Origin of the sequence: Jeotgalibacillus aurantiacus (genome assembly GCF_020595125.1) — a bacterium.
In the GTDB taxonomy this organism is placed as follows: Bacteria; Bacillota; Bacilli; order Bacillales; family Jeotgalibacillaceae; genus Jeotgalibacillus; species Jeotgalibacillus aurantiacus.
The window spans coordinates 615,851-631,311 of the sequence record NZ_JACNMS010000001.1; the positions used below are offsets into that span (position 1 = coordinate 615,851).

General features: G+C 44.0%; 12 protein-coding genes. 6 read left to right on the plus strand and 6 right to left on the minus strand.

Annotation, left to right across the window (positions count from 1 at the left end; genetic code table 11):
* The first annotated feature begins 177 nt into the window (after positions 1-177).
* Positions 178-1,125, plus strand: a complete 948-nt coding sequence (locus H7968_RS02900) for an L-lactate dehydrogenase (protein WP_227394732.1) — start codon at positions 178-180, stop codon at positions 1,123-1,125.
* A 507-nt stretch (positions 1,126-1,632) separates the two neighbouring features.
* On the opposite strand, the gene H7968_RS02905 is transcribed toward H7968_RS02900, so the two are convergent.
* A complete protein-coding gene (locus tag H7968_RS02905) occupies positions 1,633-3,351 on the minus strand; it encodes an ABC transporter ATP-binding protein (RefSeq protein ID WP_227394733.1) in 1,719 nt (572 codons plus the stop codon).
* A 178-nt stretch (positions 3,352-3,529) separates the two neighbouring features.
* Between H7968_RS02905 and H7968_RS02910 the strand changes: the two genes are divergently transcribed.
* A complete protein-coding gene (locus H7968_RS02910) occupies positions 3,530-4,987 on the plus strand; it encodes an alpha-amylase (protein ID WP_227394734.1) in 1,458 nt (485 codons plus the stop codon).
* A 298-nt stretch (positions 4,988-5,285) separates the two neighbouring features.
* Here H7968_RS02910 and H7968_RS02915 read toward each other — a convergent pair whose 3' ends face one another.
* Complete coding sequence (locus tag H7968_RS02915) at positions 5,286-6,650, minus strand: aspartate kinase (protein ID WP_227394735.1); 1,365 nt, start codon at positions 6,648-6,650, stop codon at positions 5,286-5,288.
* Between the two features lie 165 nt (positions 6,651-6,815).
* Between H7968_RS02915 and H7968_RS02920 the strand changes: the two genes are divergently transcribed.
* Entirely contained in the window at positions 6,816-7,631 is an 816-nt protein-coding gene (locus H7968_RS02920; RefSeq protein WP_227394736.1) for an NAD-dependent epimerase/dehydratase family protein, read from the plus strand.
* A gap of 409 nt (positions 7,632-8,040) precedes the next feature.
* Here the strand turns inward: H7968_RS02920 and H7968_RS02925 are convergent, their stop codons facing one another.
* The 3 genes from H7968_RS02925 to H7968_RS02935 all read right to left on the minus strand — a co-directional run bounded on the left by H7968_RS02925 (position 8,041) and on the right by H7968_RS02935 (position 10,958).
* On the minus strand, positions 8,041-9,273 hold the full coding sequence (locus H7968_RS02925) for a peptide ABC transporter permease (RefSeq protein WP_227394737.1): 1,233 nt from the start codon (positions 9,271-9,273) through the stop codon (positions 8,041-8,043).
* Positions 9,273-9,503, minus strand: coding sequence for an excisionase family DNA-binding protein (locus H7968_RS02930; RefSeq protein ID WP_227394738.1), 231 nt, complete (start codon positions 9,501-9,503; stop codon positions 9,273-9,275). The genes H7968_RS02925 and H7968_RS02930 overlap by 1 nt, the downstream gene beginning before the upstream one ends.
* Before the next feature lie 201 nt (positions 9,504-9,704).
* Positions 9,705-10,958, minus strand: a complete 1,254-nt coding sequence (locus H7968_RS02935) for a helix-turn-helix domain-containing protein (protein WP_227394739.1) — start codon at positions 10,956-10,958, stop codon at positions 9,705-9,707.
* A 175-nt stretch (positions 10,959-11,133) separates the two neighbouring features.
* Here H7968_RS02935 and H7968_RS02940 point away from each other — a divergent pair, with 175 nt between their 5' ends.
* The 3 genes from H7968_RS02940 (at position 11,134) to H7968_RS02950 (ending at position 14,169) form a co-directional block, all read left to right on the plus strand.
* Positions 11,134-12,435, plus strand: coding sequence for an MFS transporter (locus H7968_RS02940; RefSeq protein WP_227394740.1), 1,302 nt, complete (start codon positions 11,134-11,136; stop codon positions 12,433-12,435).
* Positions 12,436-12,783: 348 nt separating this feature from the next.
* Positions 12,784-13,764, plus strand: coding sequence for a zinc-binding dehydrogenase (locus H7968_RS02945; protein WP_227395078.1), 981 nt, complete (start codon positions 12,784-12,786; stop codon positions 13,762-13,764).
* Between the two features lie 129 nt (positions 13,765-13,893).
* Positions 13,894-14,169, plus strand: coding sequence for a hypothetical protein (locus H7968_RS02950; RefSeq protein WP_227394741.1), 276 nt, complete (start codon positions 13,894-13,896; stop codon positions 14,167-14,169).
* Here the strand turns inward: H7968_RS02950 and H7968_RS02955 are convergent.
* Positions 14,166-15,368 carry an NAD(P)/FAD-dependent oxidoreductase gene (locus tag H7968_RS02955; protein ID WP_227394742.1) on the minus strand — a complete coding sequence of 401 codons (1,203 nt, stop codon included), beginning with the start codon at positions 15,366-15,368 and terminating at the stop codon, positions 14,166-14,168. The genes H7968_RS02950 and H7968_RS02955 overlap by 4 nt on opposite strands.
* Positions 15,369-15,461 lie beyond the last annotated feature (93 nt).

The window sequence follows — 15,461 nt, forward strand, 5'->3', positions numbered from 1 at the left end:
GTGAAAATCTTTTGAACGTCCGTCAATATTCTACGAACCTTCTATAAAATATTGCGAACCTCCGGACAAATCTTATGAACCTCACCCGCCCCGTAACCTTACATTCTTTGACTTCCTCCTCACTCCATTTATAATAATGGCAAGGGATGGAATTTGATCATGAGAGGACGTGTAAGAATGGAAATGGTAAAAGGAAATCGTGTTGCACTGATTGGAACAGGCTTTGTTGGATCGAGCTATGCATTTGGATTGCTGAATCAGGGCGTGGCCGATGAGCTTGTCATGATTGACCTGAATGAGGAAAAGGCAAAAGGCGATGTACTTGACCTGAATCACGGAAAAGTGTTTGCAGCTAATCCGCTCAATATCAAATTTGGTACATATGAGGATTGCAAAAACGTTGATATCGTCGTCATTTGTGCCGGTGCTAATCAAAAGCCCGGTGAAACGCGACTGCAACTGGTGGAGAAAAACCTGAAGATTTTCCATTCGATCGTCACTCAGGTTGTTGCAAGCGGATTTAATGGAATCTTCCTTGTCGCAACAAATCCTGTCGATGTGCTCACATACGCTGTGTGGAAATACAGCGGGTTTCCAAAAGAGCGCGTCATCGGCTCCGGGACGATTTTAGATACGGCCCGTTTCCGCTACCTGCTTGGTGAATATTTTGAAGTCGCGCCGCAAAACGTCCACGGCTATATTATCGGGGAACACGGCGACAGCGAGCTGCCGGTATACAGCTCTGTTGATATCGGTGGTGTGTCCGTGATGGACATGATTAAAAAGAACCCGAAATATAAACAGGAGGATCTTGATGAGTTATTCGTTAACGTCCGTGATGCCGCTTATCAGATCATCAATAGTAAGGGTGCCACCTATTATGGCATTGCCATGGGGCTTGTCCGCATTACAAAGGCCATCCTCCATAATGAAAACAGCATCCTGACCGTGTCCACACTGCTTGAAGGTGAGTACGGTGAAAAGGATGTCTATATCGGAGTACCAGCTGTTATTAACCGTAGAGGCGTGCGTGAAGTCACAGAGCTGAATCTGAATGATACGGAAAAAGAGCAGTTTCATAAAAGCGCGGATGTGCTCAGGGATATTTTGAAGCCTCATTTTTAGATAATTTGGACAGGTGAAAGAGTCAATGTTGGCTTTATCACCTGTTTTTGTTTTGGTAGTTTGCCGCAGCATCCTGAGGATCTTTTTTTCGGTGCAAATAGTAGGTATATTCTCACTATCCGGCGAAACTGAGCTTAAATCTTGCGAAAGACTCACAACATTCTGCGAAACAGTCCGCATATTTTACGAACCTTACCCCAAATCTTATGAACCACCCGCAATATTCTGCGAACCCTCTTCCCCCTGTTTGCCGCGGAACCGGAATCGTTACAACCTCACTCTGCTCCGCGTCATCCTTATTGAACTTCCATCCGGATCACGTGGTGAGTATATCGTCACAACCCTGCGAAATATAGCTGACATTTTACGAACGAGGACGAATATCCTTTGAAACAGCCTGCATATGTTGCGAACCTCCAGCCAAATCTTACGAACCACGGGCATCATTCTGCGAACCTCCACACAAAAAACGACCGAAGCCCAGCTCCGGTCGTTTTCTCATCTTTTTTACACCTGTTCGTACTGCACGCGATGCAGATTCGCAAAAATGCCATCCTTCTCAAGCAGTTCGGCATGCGTGCCATCCTCTGCAATACCGTCCTCTGTCACCACGACGACCCTGTCTGCTTTACGAATCGTAGCAAGACGGTGGGCAATGACAAGGGTTGTCCGGCCTTTTGCCAGCTCTTCAATGGCTTCCTGGATAATCGATTCTGTTTCCGTATCGAGTGCGGAGGTCGCTTCATCGAGAATCAGAATAGGCGGATTTTTAAGGAACATCCGCGCGAGGGCAATACGCTGCTTCTGCCCGCCCGAGAGCTTCAGGCCTCTCTCCCCGATCTGTGTATGGTAGCCGAGCGGAAGTGAATCGATGACTGATTCAAGGTTTGCTCGTCTTGCGGCTTCTACGATTTCTTCATCTGTCGCATCGAGCTTTCCGTACGCAATATTTTCACGGAGCGTCCCGGTGAACAGGAAGACATCCTGCTGTACGATTCCGATCTGTTTGCGCAGAGATTCAGTTGTCATGTCACGGATGTCGGTTCCGTCAATCCGGATCGCCCCCTTCTCCACATCATAAAAACGCGGAATGAGTGAACAGATCGTTGTTTTTCCTGCTCCGGATGGTCCGACAAAAGCGACCGTTTCTCCACTGCGCAGGGAAAGTGAGATGTCATTTAATACAGGCTTTTTCTCATCATAACTGAATGAAACATGGTCAAACTCGATGTCTCCATCTAAATGGCTGACCATTTTCGCATCAGGACGGTCCGTGATCACCGGCGCCTGATCCAGTAAACTCGTAAAACGTTTAAAACCGGCCATGCCTTTTGGATACATTTCAAGCAGTGCGCTGATTTTATCAATCGGTTTAAATAACACATTTACATAAAGAACAAATCCGACAAGTTCACCGTAAGACAGCTCTCCTGTAAAGCTGAGCCACGCACCATACACAAGAACAACAAGGACAATCAGACGTGTCATGATATAAATCCCCGACAGACTGAACGACATCACCTTGTATGCGCCAATTTTAGACTGGCGGTACGTTTTGTTATCAATTGTGAAACGCTTGATTTCATGCTTTTCGTTTGTAAATGACTGAACAACACGCGCGCCGGATACGCTGTCCTCCACGCGTGCATTGACCTCTGCAATGTTACTGTACATGGATTTCCACGCCTTATTCATCCGTACATTACAATAGGTAATCAGCCAGATGAGAAACGGCACAACAATGATGGCAACGAGTGCCAGCTTAACGTTGATCGTCAGCATAATCCAGAACGCGCCGATAAAGGTCATAATCGCAATAAATAAATCCTCAGGCCCGTGGTGAGCCATCTCCCCGATATCAAAAAGATCGTTTGTGATACGGCTCATGATATGTCCCGTTTTGGTATTATCAAAAAACGAGAATGACTGTCGCTGAACGTGTTCGAACAGCTCCTGGCGCATATCTGTTTCAATATTAATGCCAAGTTTATGTCCCCAGTAGTTTACAACGTACTGAAGAGAGGTACTTGTGAGATAGAGAAACAATAGCAAAAAACTCACCCATGTGATGGCCTGCCAGTTTCCTTCAGGCAGCAGGTCATCAATAAACCAGGCTACTGCAAGTGGAAAACCCAGCTCTAAAATACCGACTAACACCGCACAGCTGAAATCCACAGCGAACAGCTTACGATGGGGTTTGTAATAAGAGAAAAATCGCTGAAGCATAAAGGGATGCCTCCTTTTTCAAAGAATCATGTTGCACTACTCATCTATTTTACAGCAAGTTTTGTGAACAACCACTACTTTTTTCGCGTGACGAAACATCAACAAATAATTGTCAGAATGTTCAATACCTTTTATAATCAATCTATTCAAGATGCAGAACACTCAGGAGGAATGCCGGATGGAACGTAACCACACCATGCTTCAATTTTTCGAATGGCACATTGCAGCGGACGGAGATCACTGGAAGCGGCTGCGTGATGCTGCAAAGGAATTAAAAGATAAAGGCATTGATGGCGTGTGGATTCCCCCTGTCACAAAAGGCGAATCAGATGCAGATGTAGGGTACGGGGTTTACGATCTTTATGATTTAGGTGAATTCGACCAGAAAGGAACCGTACGGACAAAATACGGTACGAAAGAAGAACTGCACGAAGCGATTAAAGCCTGTCAGGAGCAGGGGATTCAGGTTTACGTTGACATTGTGATGAATCATAAAGCAGGTGCAGATGAGAAAGAAACGTTTGAAGTCATTGAAGTCGATGCTGAAAACAGACTGGACGAAATTTCAGATCCGTTCGAAATAGAAGGATGGACGAAATTCACGTTTCCGGGCCGGGAAGGCAAGTACTCCGACTTCGAGTGGAATTTCCATCATTTTAACGGCACCGACTATGATGCACGTGAAGAACGAACCGGATTCTTTAAGATCGTTGGTGAAAACAAAGACTGGAACGATGAGGTAGATGAGGAATTTGGAAACTATGACTATCTCATGTTTGCCAATATTGATTACAACCATCCGGAGGTCCGTGATGAAATGATCAGCTGGGGTAAATGGATGATTGATACGCTACAGCATGATGGATACCGTCTGGACGCGATTAAGCATATCAGTTCAAGCTTTATCAACGACTTTATTAAATCTATGATGGCTCATCGTGATGGAAACTTTTATATCGTTGGTGAGTACTGGAATACAGACCTTGAAGCATGTGGGAATTTCCTTGAAGAAACAGAGTATCAGCTTGATCTGTTTGATGTACAGCTTCACTATAAGCTTCACGAAGTCTCGGAAAAAGGCCGGGATGCTGATTTATCAGCTTTATTTAACGGTACTTTAGTGAAAGAATATCCAATGAATGCTGTAACGTTTGTGGACAATCACGATTCACAACCCGGTGAATCGCTGGAATCCTGGATTCAGGACTGGTTTAAACAAAGTGCTTACGCCCTGATTCTGCTGAGAAAAGACGGCTATCCATGTGTCTTTTACGGTGATTATTTCGGTATTGACGGTGAAGAACCGATTGAAGATAAACGGGAAGCCATCGATCCTCTTATATACGCCCGCTATCACAAGGCATACGGCGAGCAGAATGACTACTTTGATCATCCGGCAACGATCGGCTGGGTTCGTCGTGGCGTTGAAGAGATCCAGGGCTCCGGCTGTGCTGTAGTGGTAACCGTTGGAGACGAAGGAGAAAAACGCATGTTCGTGGGGCAACATCGTTCAGGCGAGCAGTGGAGAGATTATACCAACTCACGAGAAGAGCATGTGACCATTGATGAAGAAGGCTACGGAATATTCCCAGTCAATGCCGGCAGTGTCTCTGTATGGGCATTACCTGAAGAATAAAAAAAGGCAGACCGCGGTCTGCCTTTTTTGTGTGAGTTGATATTATATCGTTGATAGCACGCGAATTTCTGTCGATAGATGGAATATTTCTGTTGATAATATAGACATTAGTGTTGATGGAGTGTCCGGAAAAGCAAAAGTTGTTGATAGCACACAGCTTTCTGTCGATAGACGCTAGGATGCTGTCGATAACTCCTCTGTTTTTGTCGATAGCTTCCAAAAATCTGTTGATAGCTAAAAATTCGTCATGACCGCTCCCCTTCACTCTCTAATGCGGACCATACATATCCAGCCTACTCTATACTGTCTCTTTCACTGGAAAGTAAATCCGGTACAGGCTTTGAACAGCCCGTTTCACATCCTTTACGTTTACACCAAACATCATGCTGACCTCACTTGATCCCTGGTTAATCATTTTAATATTCGCCCCAGCTTCAGCAAGTGCTGTGGTTGCTTTTGAAGCAATCCCTACCGTCTGATTCATGCCTTCTCCAACAACCATAATCATGGCAAGATCCCGCTCCACGTAAAGGTCGTCCACCTTCAATTCCTTTCGAATACGGTCGAGCACACGCTTCTCCTGTCCGTTATAAAGCTGATGATCACGCAGAATTACGGACATATTATCAATTCCTGACGGTGTATGTTCATATGAAATACCTTCATCTTCAAGAATGGCAAGCAGCTTTCGTCCAAAGCCGAGCTCCCGGTTCATCAGGTATTTTGTGATGTTGATACTGCAGAAGCCTTCATCACTGGCAATACCGATCACCGGTCTGCCATCCAGCTTTCTCTCATGCACAATTCTCGTACCTGGTGCCTCAGGACGATTCGTATTTTTTACGCACACCGGGATTCTTTTTTGAACGACCGGCTGCAGCGCTTCATCATGAAAAACAGAAAATCCCGAATACGCAAGCTCCCGCATTTCACGATATGTCAGCTCCTTCAGCTCGCGTGGCTGCTGGACCATTTTGGGACTCACACAGTAAATCGAATCCACATCCGTAAAGTTTTCATATTCCGTCGCATCGAGTCCCGCGGCAATAATAGAGCCTGTAATATCCGACCCCCCGCGCGGAAAAGTAACAATATTCCCTTCGTAGGAATATCCGAAAAAGCCAGGGATGACAAGCAGACCCGGATGATCTCTTAACTTCGCAATCTCGGGGTACGCTTCCGGAAGAATTTGCGCATTCCCTGGTTCATCCGTTACAATCATGCCCGCTTTTCTCGGGGAAACATAAGTCACTTCCCGTCCGAGCGATTTCAGATAAGCCGTCATCACCTTGGCATTTAAGTCCTCCCCACTCGCTTTCAGACCATCGAGCAGACGGTCCTTTGAATGGCGGTAAAAAGAAATGACTTCGTGCAGATGTGCCTCCACTTCTGTCATGAGGCTAACATCGAGTTCAAGGTCCTCGACGATATCACGGTAACGGGCTGTAACAGCCTGAAACGCCTCTTCATTAAAGCTTTTATCATCAACGCTTTCAGCGAGACGAATGAGTAAATCCGTCGTTTTCGTATCACCTTCATGACGTTTTCCCGGAGCAGAAACGACGACCGCTTTCCGTTCAGGATCCGCGGCAAGAATCGCTGCTACTTTTTTATACTGGCTGGCACTGGCAACTGAACTTCCACCAAATTTTACGACTTTCATGAAGGCAAAACTCCTTTTTGTTTTTATCAGAAAAACATTTGTCTTTTTTAGATAGAATTTTATTGACAAGTATACAAGACTATACAAGCCCTGTCACCCTCAAGTTTCAGAAAATTTGGCAGGAATGGGTTGTAAACAGAAAAAAGAGGGAAAGGCAGTAAAAGAATGACAGGAAAGGCTGTGATCGAAGTGGGAAAAGTATTACTGACTGGCGCATCAGGCGGGCTCGGCACCGTTCTTGCCCATGCGCTAAAGGATCAATTTGAACTCGTGCTGACAAATCGCTCTGAATCAGACGAGCTACCAAAGGATATTCCATTTATTAAAGCGGATCTGAACGATTACGAAGCAATACTTTCTATTTTTAAGGAGCATGATATCGAAACCGTTCTTCATTTCGGCGGACTGCCCGTTGAAAATGAGTTTGAGGATATATTGGATGCCAACATCAGAGGAACTTATCACATCTATGAGGCAGCCAGACAAACCGGAACGAAACGGATTGTTTTTGCCAGCAGTATACATGCGGTCGGGTTTCTTCCTGCTGAAGGCGCTCCATACGATATTCATACCGAAACTAGACCCGATACATTTTACGGGCTGTCTAAAGTTTATAACGAGAATCTCGGCAAGCTTTATCACGACAAGTTCGGCATGGAAGTCGTCAACCTCAGAATCTGTGGCTGCGTGGAGAAACCCGATTCAAGGGAACACCTGATGATCTGGCTCAGTTACGCTGATTTAACACAGCTTGTCGAAAAATCAATCACGGCAGACATTCAAGAGGTCGTCACAATTTACGGGATCTCCAACAACAAACATAGCTTCTTCAAAATTGATCCTGATAATCAACTTGGGTATGCACCTGTCGATGATGCTAACGAATACCTCGATGACGTCCCGGACGAATTTGGTCACCCTGACGATTACAAGTTTGTCGGTGGACATGAGTTTGTGAAAAAGGATGCTGTGGAGGATTGAGTTTTGCTTCTCGGCCCGGTGACAAAACGATAAAGATTTATAAATTTCAAAACCGTGCCTGGCCATTCCTACGCTCCCTTGTCCAGCTGCGGCGACTAGCCCCTCGAGGTCATAAGTCAAAGATGAACGAGGGCAAAGGTCAGCCCTCTTTTCATCTTCGCCTTATGCTTGTCGGGGCTGGACGAGTCGCCTCCGCTTTTCCAAGGCCGGGCGGTGAACCCGCCTGTGCTTCGCCCAGTCGGTTTCACCTGTCCCTTTCCGCCACAGGAGTCTTCGGAATGACCAGGCACTCTTTGATGCAAATCTTCCTAATTGTGTTTTTTAAAGCAGTTGTGACAAGAATTAAATACATTCTCTCGTAAGAAAATAGAAGAATACCAATAAAGCTTCCCTGCAAATGAGGGAAGCTTTATTGGTTGGAAACAACAAGATGAAGGAGGCGTCCGTTTTCGCTGTATGCGCCCTGGATTTCACCGATTCCGGGAATATTGACTGATCCGCCATTCACAACAGGCTTTTCTGTGAGATTCAGTTGAAGACGCTTTGCCTGCAGCACAGAGTCCTCGTAATAAGTCAGCGCAGGCTGATTGATTAAATACTCCTGCTCTTTGATTTGCATTTTGACGAAATACTGATGCAGCAACTGATGGTCTACGTTCACCATGTTCATTGGATCAAAAAATACTGCACGCATTGGTCCATCAATTGTCAGCTGGTAGCCTTCAAATTTTGAGAATGCTTTAATTTTCTGTCTGCGGTTTTGTTTTACAAGGTTAAAAATTCTTGCCGCTTCTTTTTCATATTCAGCCGATTCAATTTTGTCGTCCAATAACTGAACAGGCACCTGTTCTTTTACAAGATCATAAAGCGTCTTATCCTGTTTGAAATACTGCTCTTTCCAAGATGGCTTAATTTTGTTTAGCAATAGGCATAACGCAAGACCTGAGCTATAGCAGCTGCCTCTCAAGTTGAGGCTCGTAAATTCGTGCTCGAGAAGCTTTTCTCTGTAGCGACTTTCAGCTTCGACTTCAGTCCCATTATCAATTGAAGCAAAGGCTTTCATTTCAACGTACCACGAAGGACCCTCAACCGTTTCAATTAATACCTCGTAATCAAATGCTTCCCCGAGCAATTCCCGACGCTTTTCGCGGATCGCAACGTAGCGCGCAATCAGGGTCTGACGTTCTGCTGAAGAATCTGTGTCTAGTGCTTCACGTAATAGGATTCTTTCACGGATACACATATAGATATTTTCTTTTAACACAGGGTATTGAACACCGATCAGCTCATCTGGAAAACGTTTCTCATCCATTAATGTCTGATAACCATGAAATAGTTCATGCATTAACAAAGGATATACTTCTTCTACTCTGGTTACATGCTCAATATTAACGATAGCCGTAGGATAATCCTCGAATAACAGCAGCGTATTACCCACAAATCGCTTGTCCCACTCAAATACAACAGGCTCGTCTTTCCCTTCACAAACCGGATGTTTAAACAGAAAAACATATTCGCGGTTATAAAGCGCATAGGCAGTCAATGTGAATCCTGGCCAAAGCGCTTCTAAATCCGCTTTCTCTACCATTTCTTTTAGCCGTTTCCCATCTCCACATGGAATCATCGTTCCACCTCCGCTCATCAGTCCTCATCCTTCACATCCACACTCTCAGGAATCGGTTCATTTTTCCACTCTTCCAGCAGCTGCTTCATTTTTTCAACCTGCTTTAAATGCTGATTGAATTGTTCTTTATTAATTAAATACTGAGAGCCATCATGAACAGCTCTAATTTTATTCTGATAAATTAAGTTCAAAATCGATTGTTCAGACATATCTAAATAGTCAGCTAATTCTTTCGTTGTGAGATACATCCATAACACCCTTCTTATGTCACGATTAATAAGGATCTTTATATAGGTAATTATACACTTTAACCTTATAAATATCACGTTTTAATTGTGCGGAATATGTTTTATTTTTTGTGACTATATCACTATTTTCCCAACCTTAAAAAGAGAAGCGGAAGCCGGGTGAATGGCGGCTTCCGTTCTGTATAAATATTAACCTTTATGTCAGGATAAAGATTGCTGATGAATCTTTTCCCAGGTGTCATAAATAAAATCATGATATGGCGTATGTGGAAAATCTTTGACTGCTGATTTTGCAAGCTCTGCATCTTTCATTGCTTCTTCCCATTGTCCTTTGTGTGCGAGGCAAAGGGCCCGGTACGAATAAGTAGTATACAGCATTGTGATATCAAACGGATGATAAACGGATGAAGGAATGGTAAAATCACTTAATTCTTCAAGGGCACGTTCGATATCTCCCAGACCATAGTAAGCTCGGGCTTTTTCGAGACCGTTCCAAGAATCATCCTCATCAATCCCATCTTCCATTTCCTCCAGCATCTGTAGCGCTTTTTTGTGATCTTTCTTGAATTCATTGATCCAATGGATCTCCATAAAATAAGTACTTTCAATTTCCATTTTACTTTCCTTAAACTCAGCAAACTGACGGGATTTCTTTAAATAGTAAAGGAACTTCTCTTCATCACCTGTCAATAGTGAGTTAAATGAAGCGATCCGGTATATATCATCCATCTGATGAAAAATACTGCGTCGCTTCGTAAAAGCAAGTAACTCGTCTATAATTGCCGTCCCCTCTTCATTTTTCCCAACTGCATATAAATAAACTGCTTCATTATAATCTGACTCAATTTGAACGAGCGGATCAGCAACCACTGTTCTCGATAAATAATGCCTTTTTTTATCCCTTAAATAATTCAGTGCCTCTTCATATTTTTTCTCGAGGAACAGATCCAGCGCATGATCCAGCTGAACTTTATACGCCCTGTTGAACAATGACAGCTGGTCATATACTGCTGCCGCCTGTTGGGAGAGTGCTTTACTTTCATCTGTCGGCTTCTGCAAAATGCCTCTTTTCACCCTTGAACCAATTTCAAGCAGCCTTCCTTTTTCGTAGGTGGCGGGAAGGTTCATTTTTAGATATTCAGCTATTTCCTGATCGAGTTGTTTTAATAGTGTTTTATATTTGTCTAATTGCAGGTCACGCTCTGAATCCTGAATCCGCTCTTCAAGGCTGCGAATGAATTGCTGCAACTCTTCTGAAGCCTGTTCTTCCAATAGAAAATGCACATCCACATCAAGCTGACGCGCAATATGCTGCAAGCTCTCCATAGAAGGATTCGAGCGCCCGTTTTCAATTAAACTGAGCATACCCTTTGTCATAAAATCGCCAGCGACATCCACAAGCGTCATTTTCCGTTCCTTTCTCAGTTTTCGTATACGTTCTCCAAGATTATTCATGCTGTTCATCCTAACTGTCGATTGGTTAGTTTAATTATATTAAACTTTTGCTTGCAAGGGAAGCAAGAAGATGTTATGATTTGTTTAATTAAATTAAACTTTTGCTTGCAAGGGAAGCAAGAAGATGTTATGATTTGTTTAATTAAATTAAACTTACTTTCAGGGAGCGATAAAAATGACAGATCAACAGCGCATTAATAAGGCCACCCGAAACTTATTTTTCTTTACTGGTGGTGAATTCATCGGTACGATTGGTGCCCACGTCTATATGTTTGGAATCAGTTTTTTCGTATTAACATTGACCGGCTCTGCTACAAGCTTTGCGATGACACTCCTGTTTTCCATGGTGCCTAGAATTATCCTTTCACCGATAGCCGGACACATTGCTGACCGCTTTCCAAGAAAGAAAATTCTGCTGTTTTGTCACGGGATAATGACGCTCATCATGCTCTCTGTTTTCTTCTATACCTTATCGTTCGGTTTAAATCTGCCAGTCATTTATCTTACCTCAGCATTGATTGCAACCTTCTCAACATTTGCCGGAATTAGCCTGACATCCGGAATTGGGAACTTTATTGACGGTGACCGCATTCAAAGAGCACTTTCTCTTACGCAATCTTCTACTTCACTTGCCAGTATTTTAGGGCCTGTTCTTGGAGGAGTGATGTATGGATTTTTCACAATTGAAGTATTTTTATTAACTCAGGTTATTGCTTATTCAGTTACCCTGTTTTGTGAAGCCAATATTGACTTTTCTTTATTCAAAGGAAAAGAGCTTGAATCTGATTCCGGTAAAAAAGAAACGATGTGGGAAAGCTTGAAAGCCGGCGTTGCTTATGTAAAACAGGATAAAATTCTATTCCCCATCATGATGGTCGCACTGTGGATTAACTTTTTCTTTATGGCTGCGATTGTCGGCCTTCCGTTTATCATTATCGAGGTGTTAGGGGCAAGCTCAAGACAGCTCGGGCTGATTGAGGGGATGATTGGTGTTGGAACACTTGTTTTTTCGTTATATATCGCAACCCGAAAGCAATCAGCCAGGCCAGTTCGTCAAGTTCGTATAGGCATGATTTTGTTTGGCTTGGCCTTTGCCTTAATGTCATTACCGCTTCTCGTTTCATTAGGTTCCACAGGTTTCGTTGTCTTCTATATGGGACTCAACTTTTTAGTCGGAGGACTTATGATTGTGATTAATATTCCTCTCATGGTTCTGCTGCAAAAAACAACTCCTGAAAGCTACAAAGGACGTGTCTTCGGACTTCTGGAAACAGTAGCGAGTGGTATTTCCCCACTCGGACTCGTATTGTTCGGATTTTTATACGATGTCATTTCACCGCAATGGATCATCCTGACGTGTGCTGCGTTACTGATCAGCGTTACATTGATTGGCATGCATCCGTCACGTGTAAGTGATGGAGATGTTCCTGCTGATGAAAAGAGTGAAGTGAAGCAGCCGACATTCGCACAGGCATAAACAACTGCAGCATACCGGGATGATTCGTCCGGTATGCTTTTTTATTTGAAAGGGATCGGTATGTGCATGTCACTTGGTCACTTGGTCACTTCCCACTCGTACTTGACCACATTCCCTCTTTGTTTGGACACTTTTCCCCTTTATTTGGTCACTTTTAGTTCCAGCCTGGTCACTCAGGGTTCAAAACGGACTCTCCACGCTTTTCTTTGACACGGGACCCACAACAACTGAGCATTTTTGTAAAGTTTTTATTAATCCTTGTGATATGATGTGTCTCTCTGTTTAACCCTGGTACTTGAACGGGTAAACGAAAGGATACATTTAAACATTAAGGAGGACACATTAATGATGAAAGCTTTACTGCTACATGATAAAGGTCAATGGCGCGATATGAAAGTAGAGGAAATTGAAACGCCTAAGCCGGGTGCAGATGAAATTCTTGTACGGGTGAAGGCTGCAGGATTAAATCCCGTTGACTATAAAACCGGACAAAATGGCTCCCCTGCATGGACTTATCCGCATATTCTCGGCCTTGACGCAGCAGGCGTCGTGGAAGAGGCAGGGGCTGACGTTACAGACTTACAAAAAGGCGACCGCGTTGTTTTCCTGGCTGATATGGCACGAAAAGGCGCTTATGCAGAATACATTGTGACAAAGGCTCATACAGTATCCAAGCTGCCGGATGCCGTCACATTCGAAGAAGCGGCTGCGCTCCCTGTCGCTGCCTATACAGCGTATCAGGCACTATTCTTTAAACTCCATATCCAGAAAGATAAATCAATCCTGATTCACGCAGGTGCCGGCGGCGTTGGCGGTTTTGCGATTCAGCTCGCTAAATATGCAGGCTTAAAGGTAATTACAACCGCTTCCTCTGCAAATCATGAGTACGTGAAAAGTCTTGGTGCTGACCTGGCCATTGACTACAACGAAGACGACTTTGTTGAGAAAACGAAGCAATTCACAGATGGGCTAGGTGTGGATTATATCCTTGATACAGTCGGACGCGATAATGCCACTAAATCGTTGAAAGCATTGGCCTTTAACGGACAAATTGCTTTTATTGCAGGCCAGCCGGAAATGAATGAGTCGATCAATTTTGCTCATCCGATTTCATTTCACCACGTGGCGCTCGGCAGTGTTTATCAGTCCGGAAACCGCGCTGAAGAATTGACGCTGAAAGTAATGGGTGACCATCTGGTTGAATTGCTTGCAGAAGGAAAAATCTCAGCACTCGTGGAACAGACGATTCCGCTGCAGGACGTTCCGAAAGGGCTTGAAGAACTTGAAACACGTAAGGTAAAAGGTAAAATTGTAGCGGTTATTGATTAAATAGTAAAAGGCTGAAACAACGTTTGAATGTTGTTTCAGCCTTTTTATTTGCGCAACCTGCCTCTTTCACGAATACTCTTCAAGGTAGCGATGCATGATACATGATATGATCAAAAAGAGGTGACTAAAATGGCCAATAAAAAACCTTATATGATCATGCTTACGATGGTTTTTCTCGGATTTCTGGCGGGTCTGTTTTATGACTATTTCATTTCCCTGATCGGAGCCGGTGGCAATCTCCTGCTCCAAATACTATTTCTGATCGCAGGCATGATGTTTCTGAATGTTTTCATCCTCAGACTAATACCACTGTCATCCTATCGTTTGACGCACCCTGTCCGTTTGCTGGCTTATACACTTTTTATCGTAGCCGCTGTAATTGCCATGACGATCATTCAATTTTAACGGCCGGGATCAAGCAGCTCGGCAAGCTCACGATCATGCTCTTCATGAAACATTTCACACAGCAATCTCGCCCCTAATTTACTGTATACGGTCCCGTTACCACCAAAACCAAGACAGTAAAAGATGCCTTCTTTTTCAGGATGAGGGCCGATAAACGGCAAGCCGTCTTCAGATTCTCCAAAGGTTGCGCACCATTTATACTCAGCCTGGATCTCATAATCTGGAAAATGCTCCTTAATCCGATTAATCAGCCTGCTCCCATTTCGCTCAAGCTTTTCATCGGTTACATCAGCATCCATCTTTTCTTCATCCAGTCCACCTGCAATAATCCGGCCGTCCTCCGTTGTTCTCATATAAAAGTAAGGGCGCTTCGTCTCCCAAATCAGGGCACGGTAAGTCCACTCCGGGAAATCGGCAATCGGGTTGGTTGCAATGGCATACGTCCTGTTCAAATCCGCGAGATCTTTAACCCGGTAAGGAACGGTTTCATAGCCCGTACAATAAATGACTTTTTCAGCACGGATGGTATAGTCTCCGGATGTAAACTTATACGCTTTACCATCACGCCCCGCCTCCGTTACTTCCGTATTCTCATACACTTTAACACCGCGGGTTTCAGCACTCTCCAAAAGGTGGTGAATCAGCTTGTTCGGATTAACCTCTGCATCTCCGTGCGTCATCAACGCAGCAGGCTTTTCAAATCCGAATCGCTCTTTAATTTTTTCAGAATCAAGGTATTCGACCTCAAAACCATGCTCATGCAGCGCTTCATATTCCTTTTTCAGCTTGCTGACATCATTCTCGGTGGACGCATAATACAGACTCGGCCGTCTGATAAATCCGGTCTCCCCCGGCAGTGTGCCTGCCACCTGCTGAAGTTCTTCTACTGCTTTAAGACAGCTTTTATAAAAACGCACTGCCTTTTCTTCTCCGATCTCTTCTATAAATTCGTGCAGCATTTTATCGTTGGAAAATTGCAGAAGTCCAGTATTCGCTGACGAACTCCCTTTTGCAACTTCTCCCTTTTCAACAACCAATGTTTTAAAACGAGTGTGGGAAAGCTCTTCTGCACATAGTGCTGCCGCCATCCCGCCACCGATGATTAAAACATCACAGGACACATCTTCATCCAATATCTGATATTTCTTCGGTTCATCTATTGTCTCAGGCCAGTACAGTTTTCCTTTATGTAAACTCATGCATATCTCTCCTTTCAACTGTCTTTTTATATACCCTTTGATGATTCCGGATCAAACAGCAAGAGGGCCGAACAACGTTAAGTTGTCCCACCC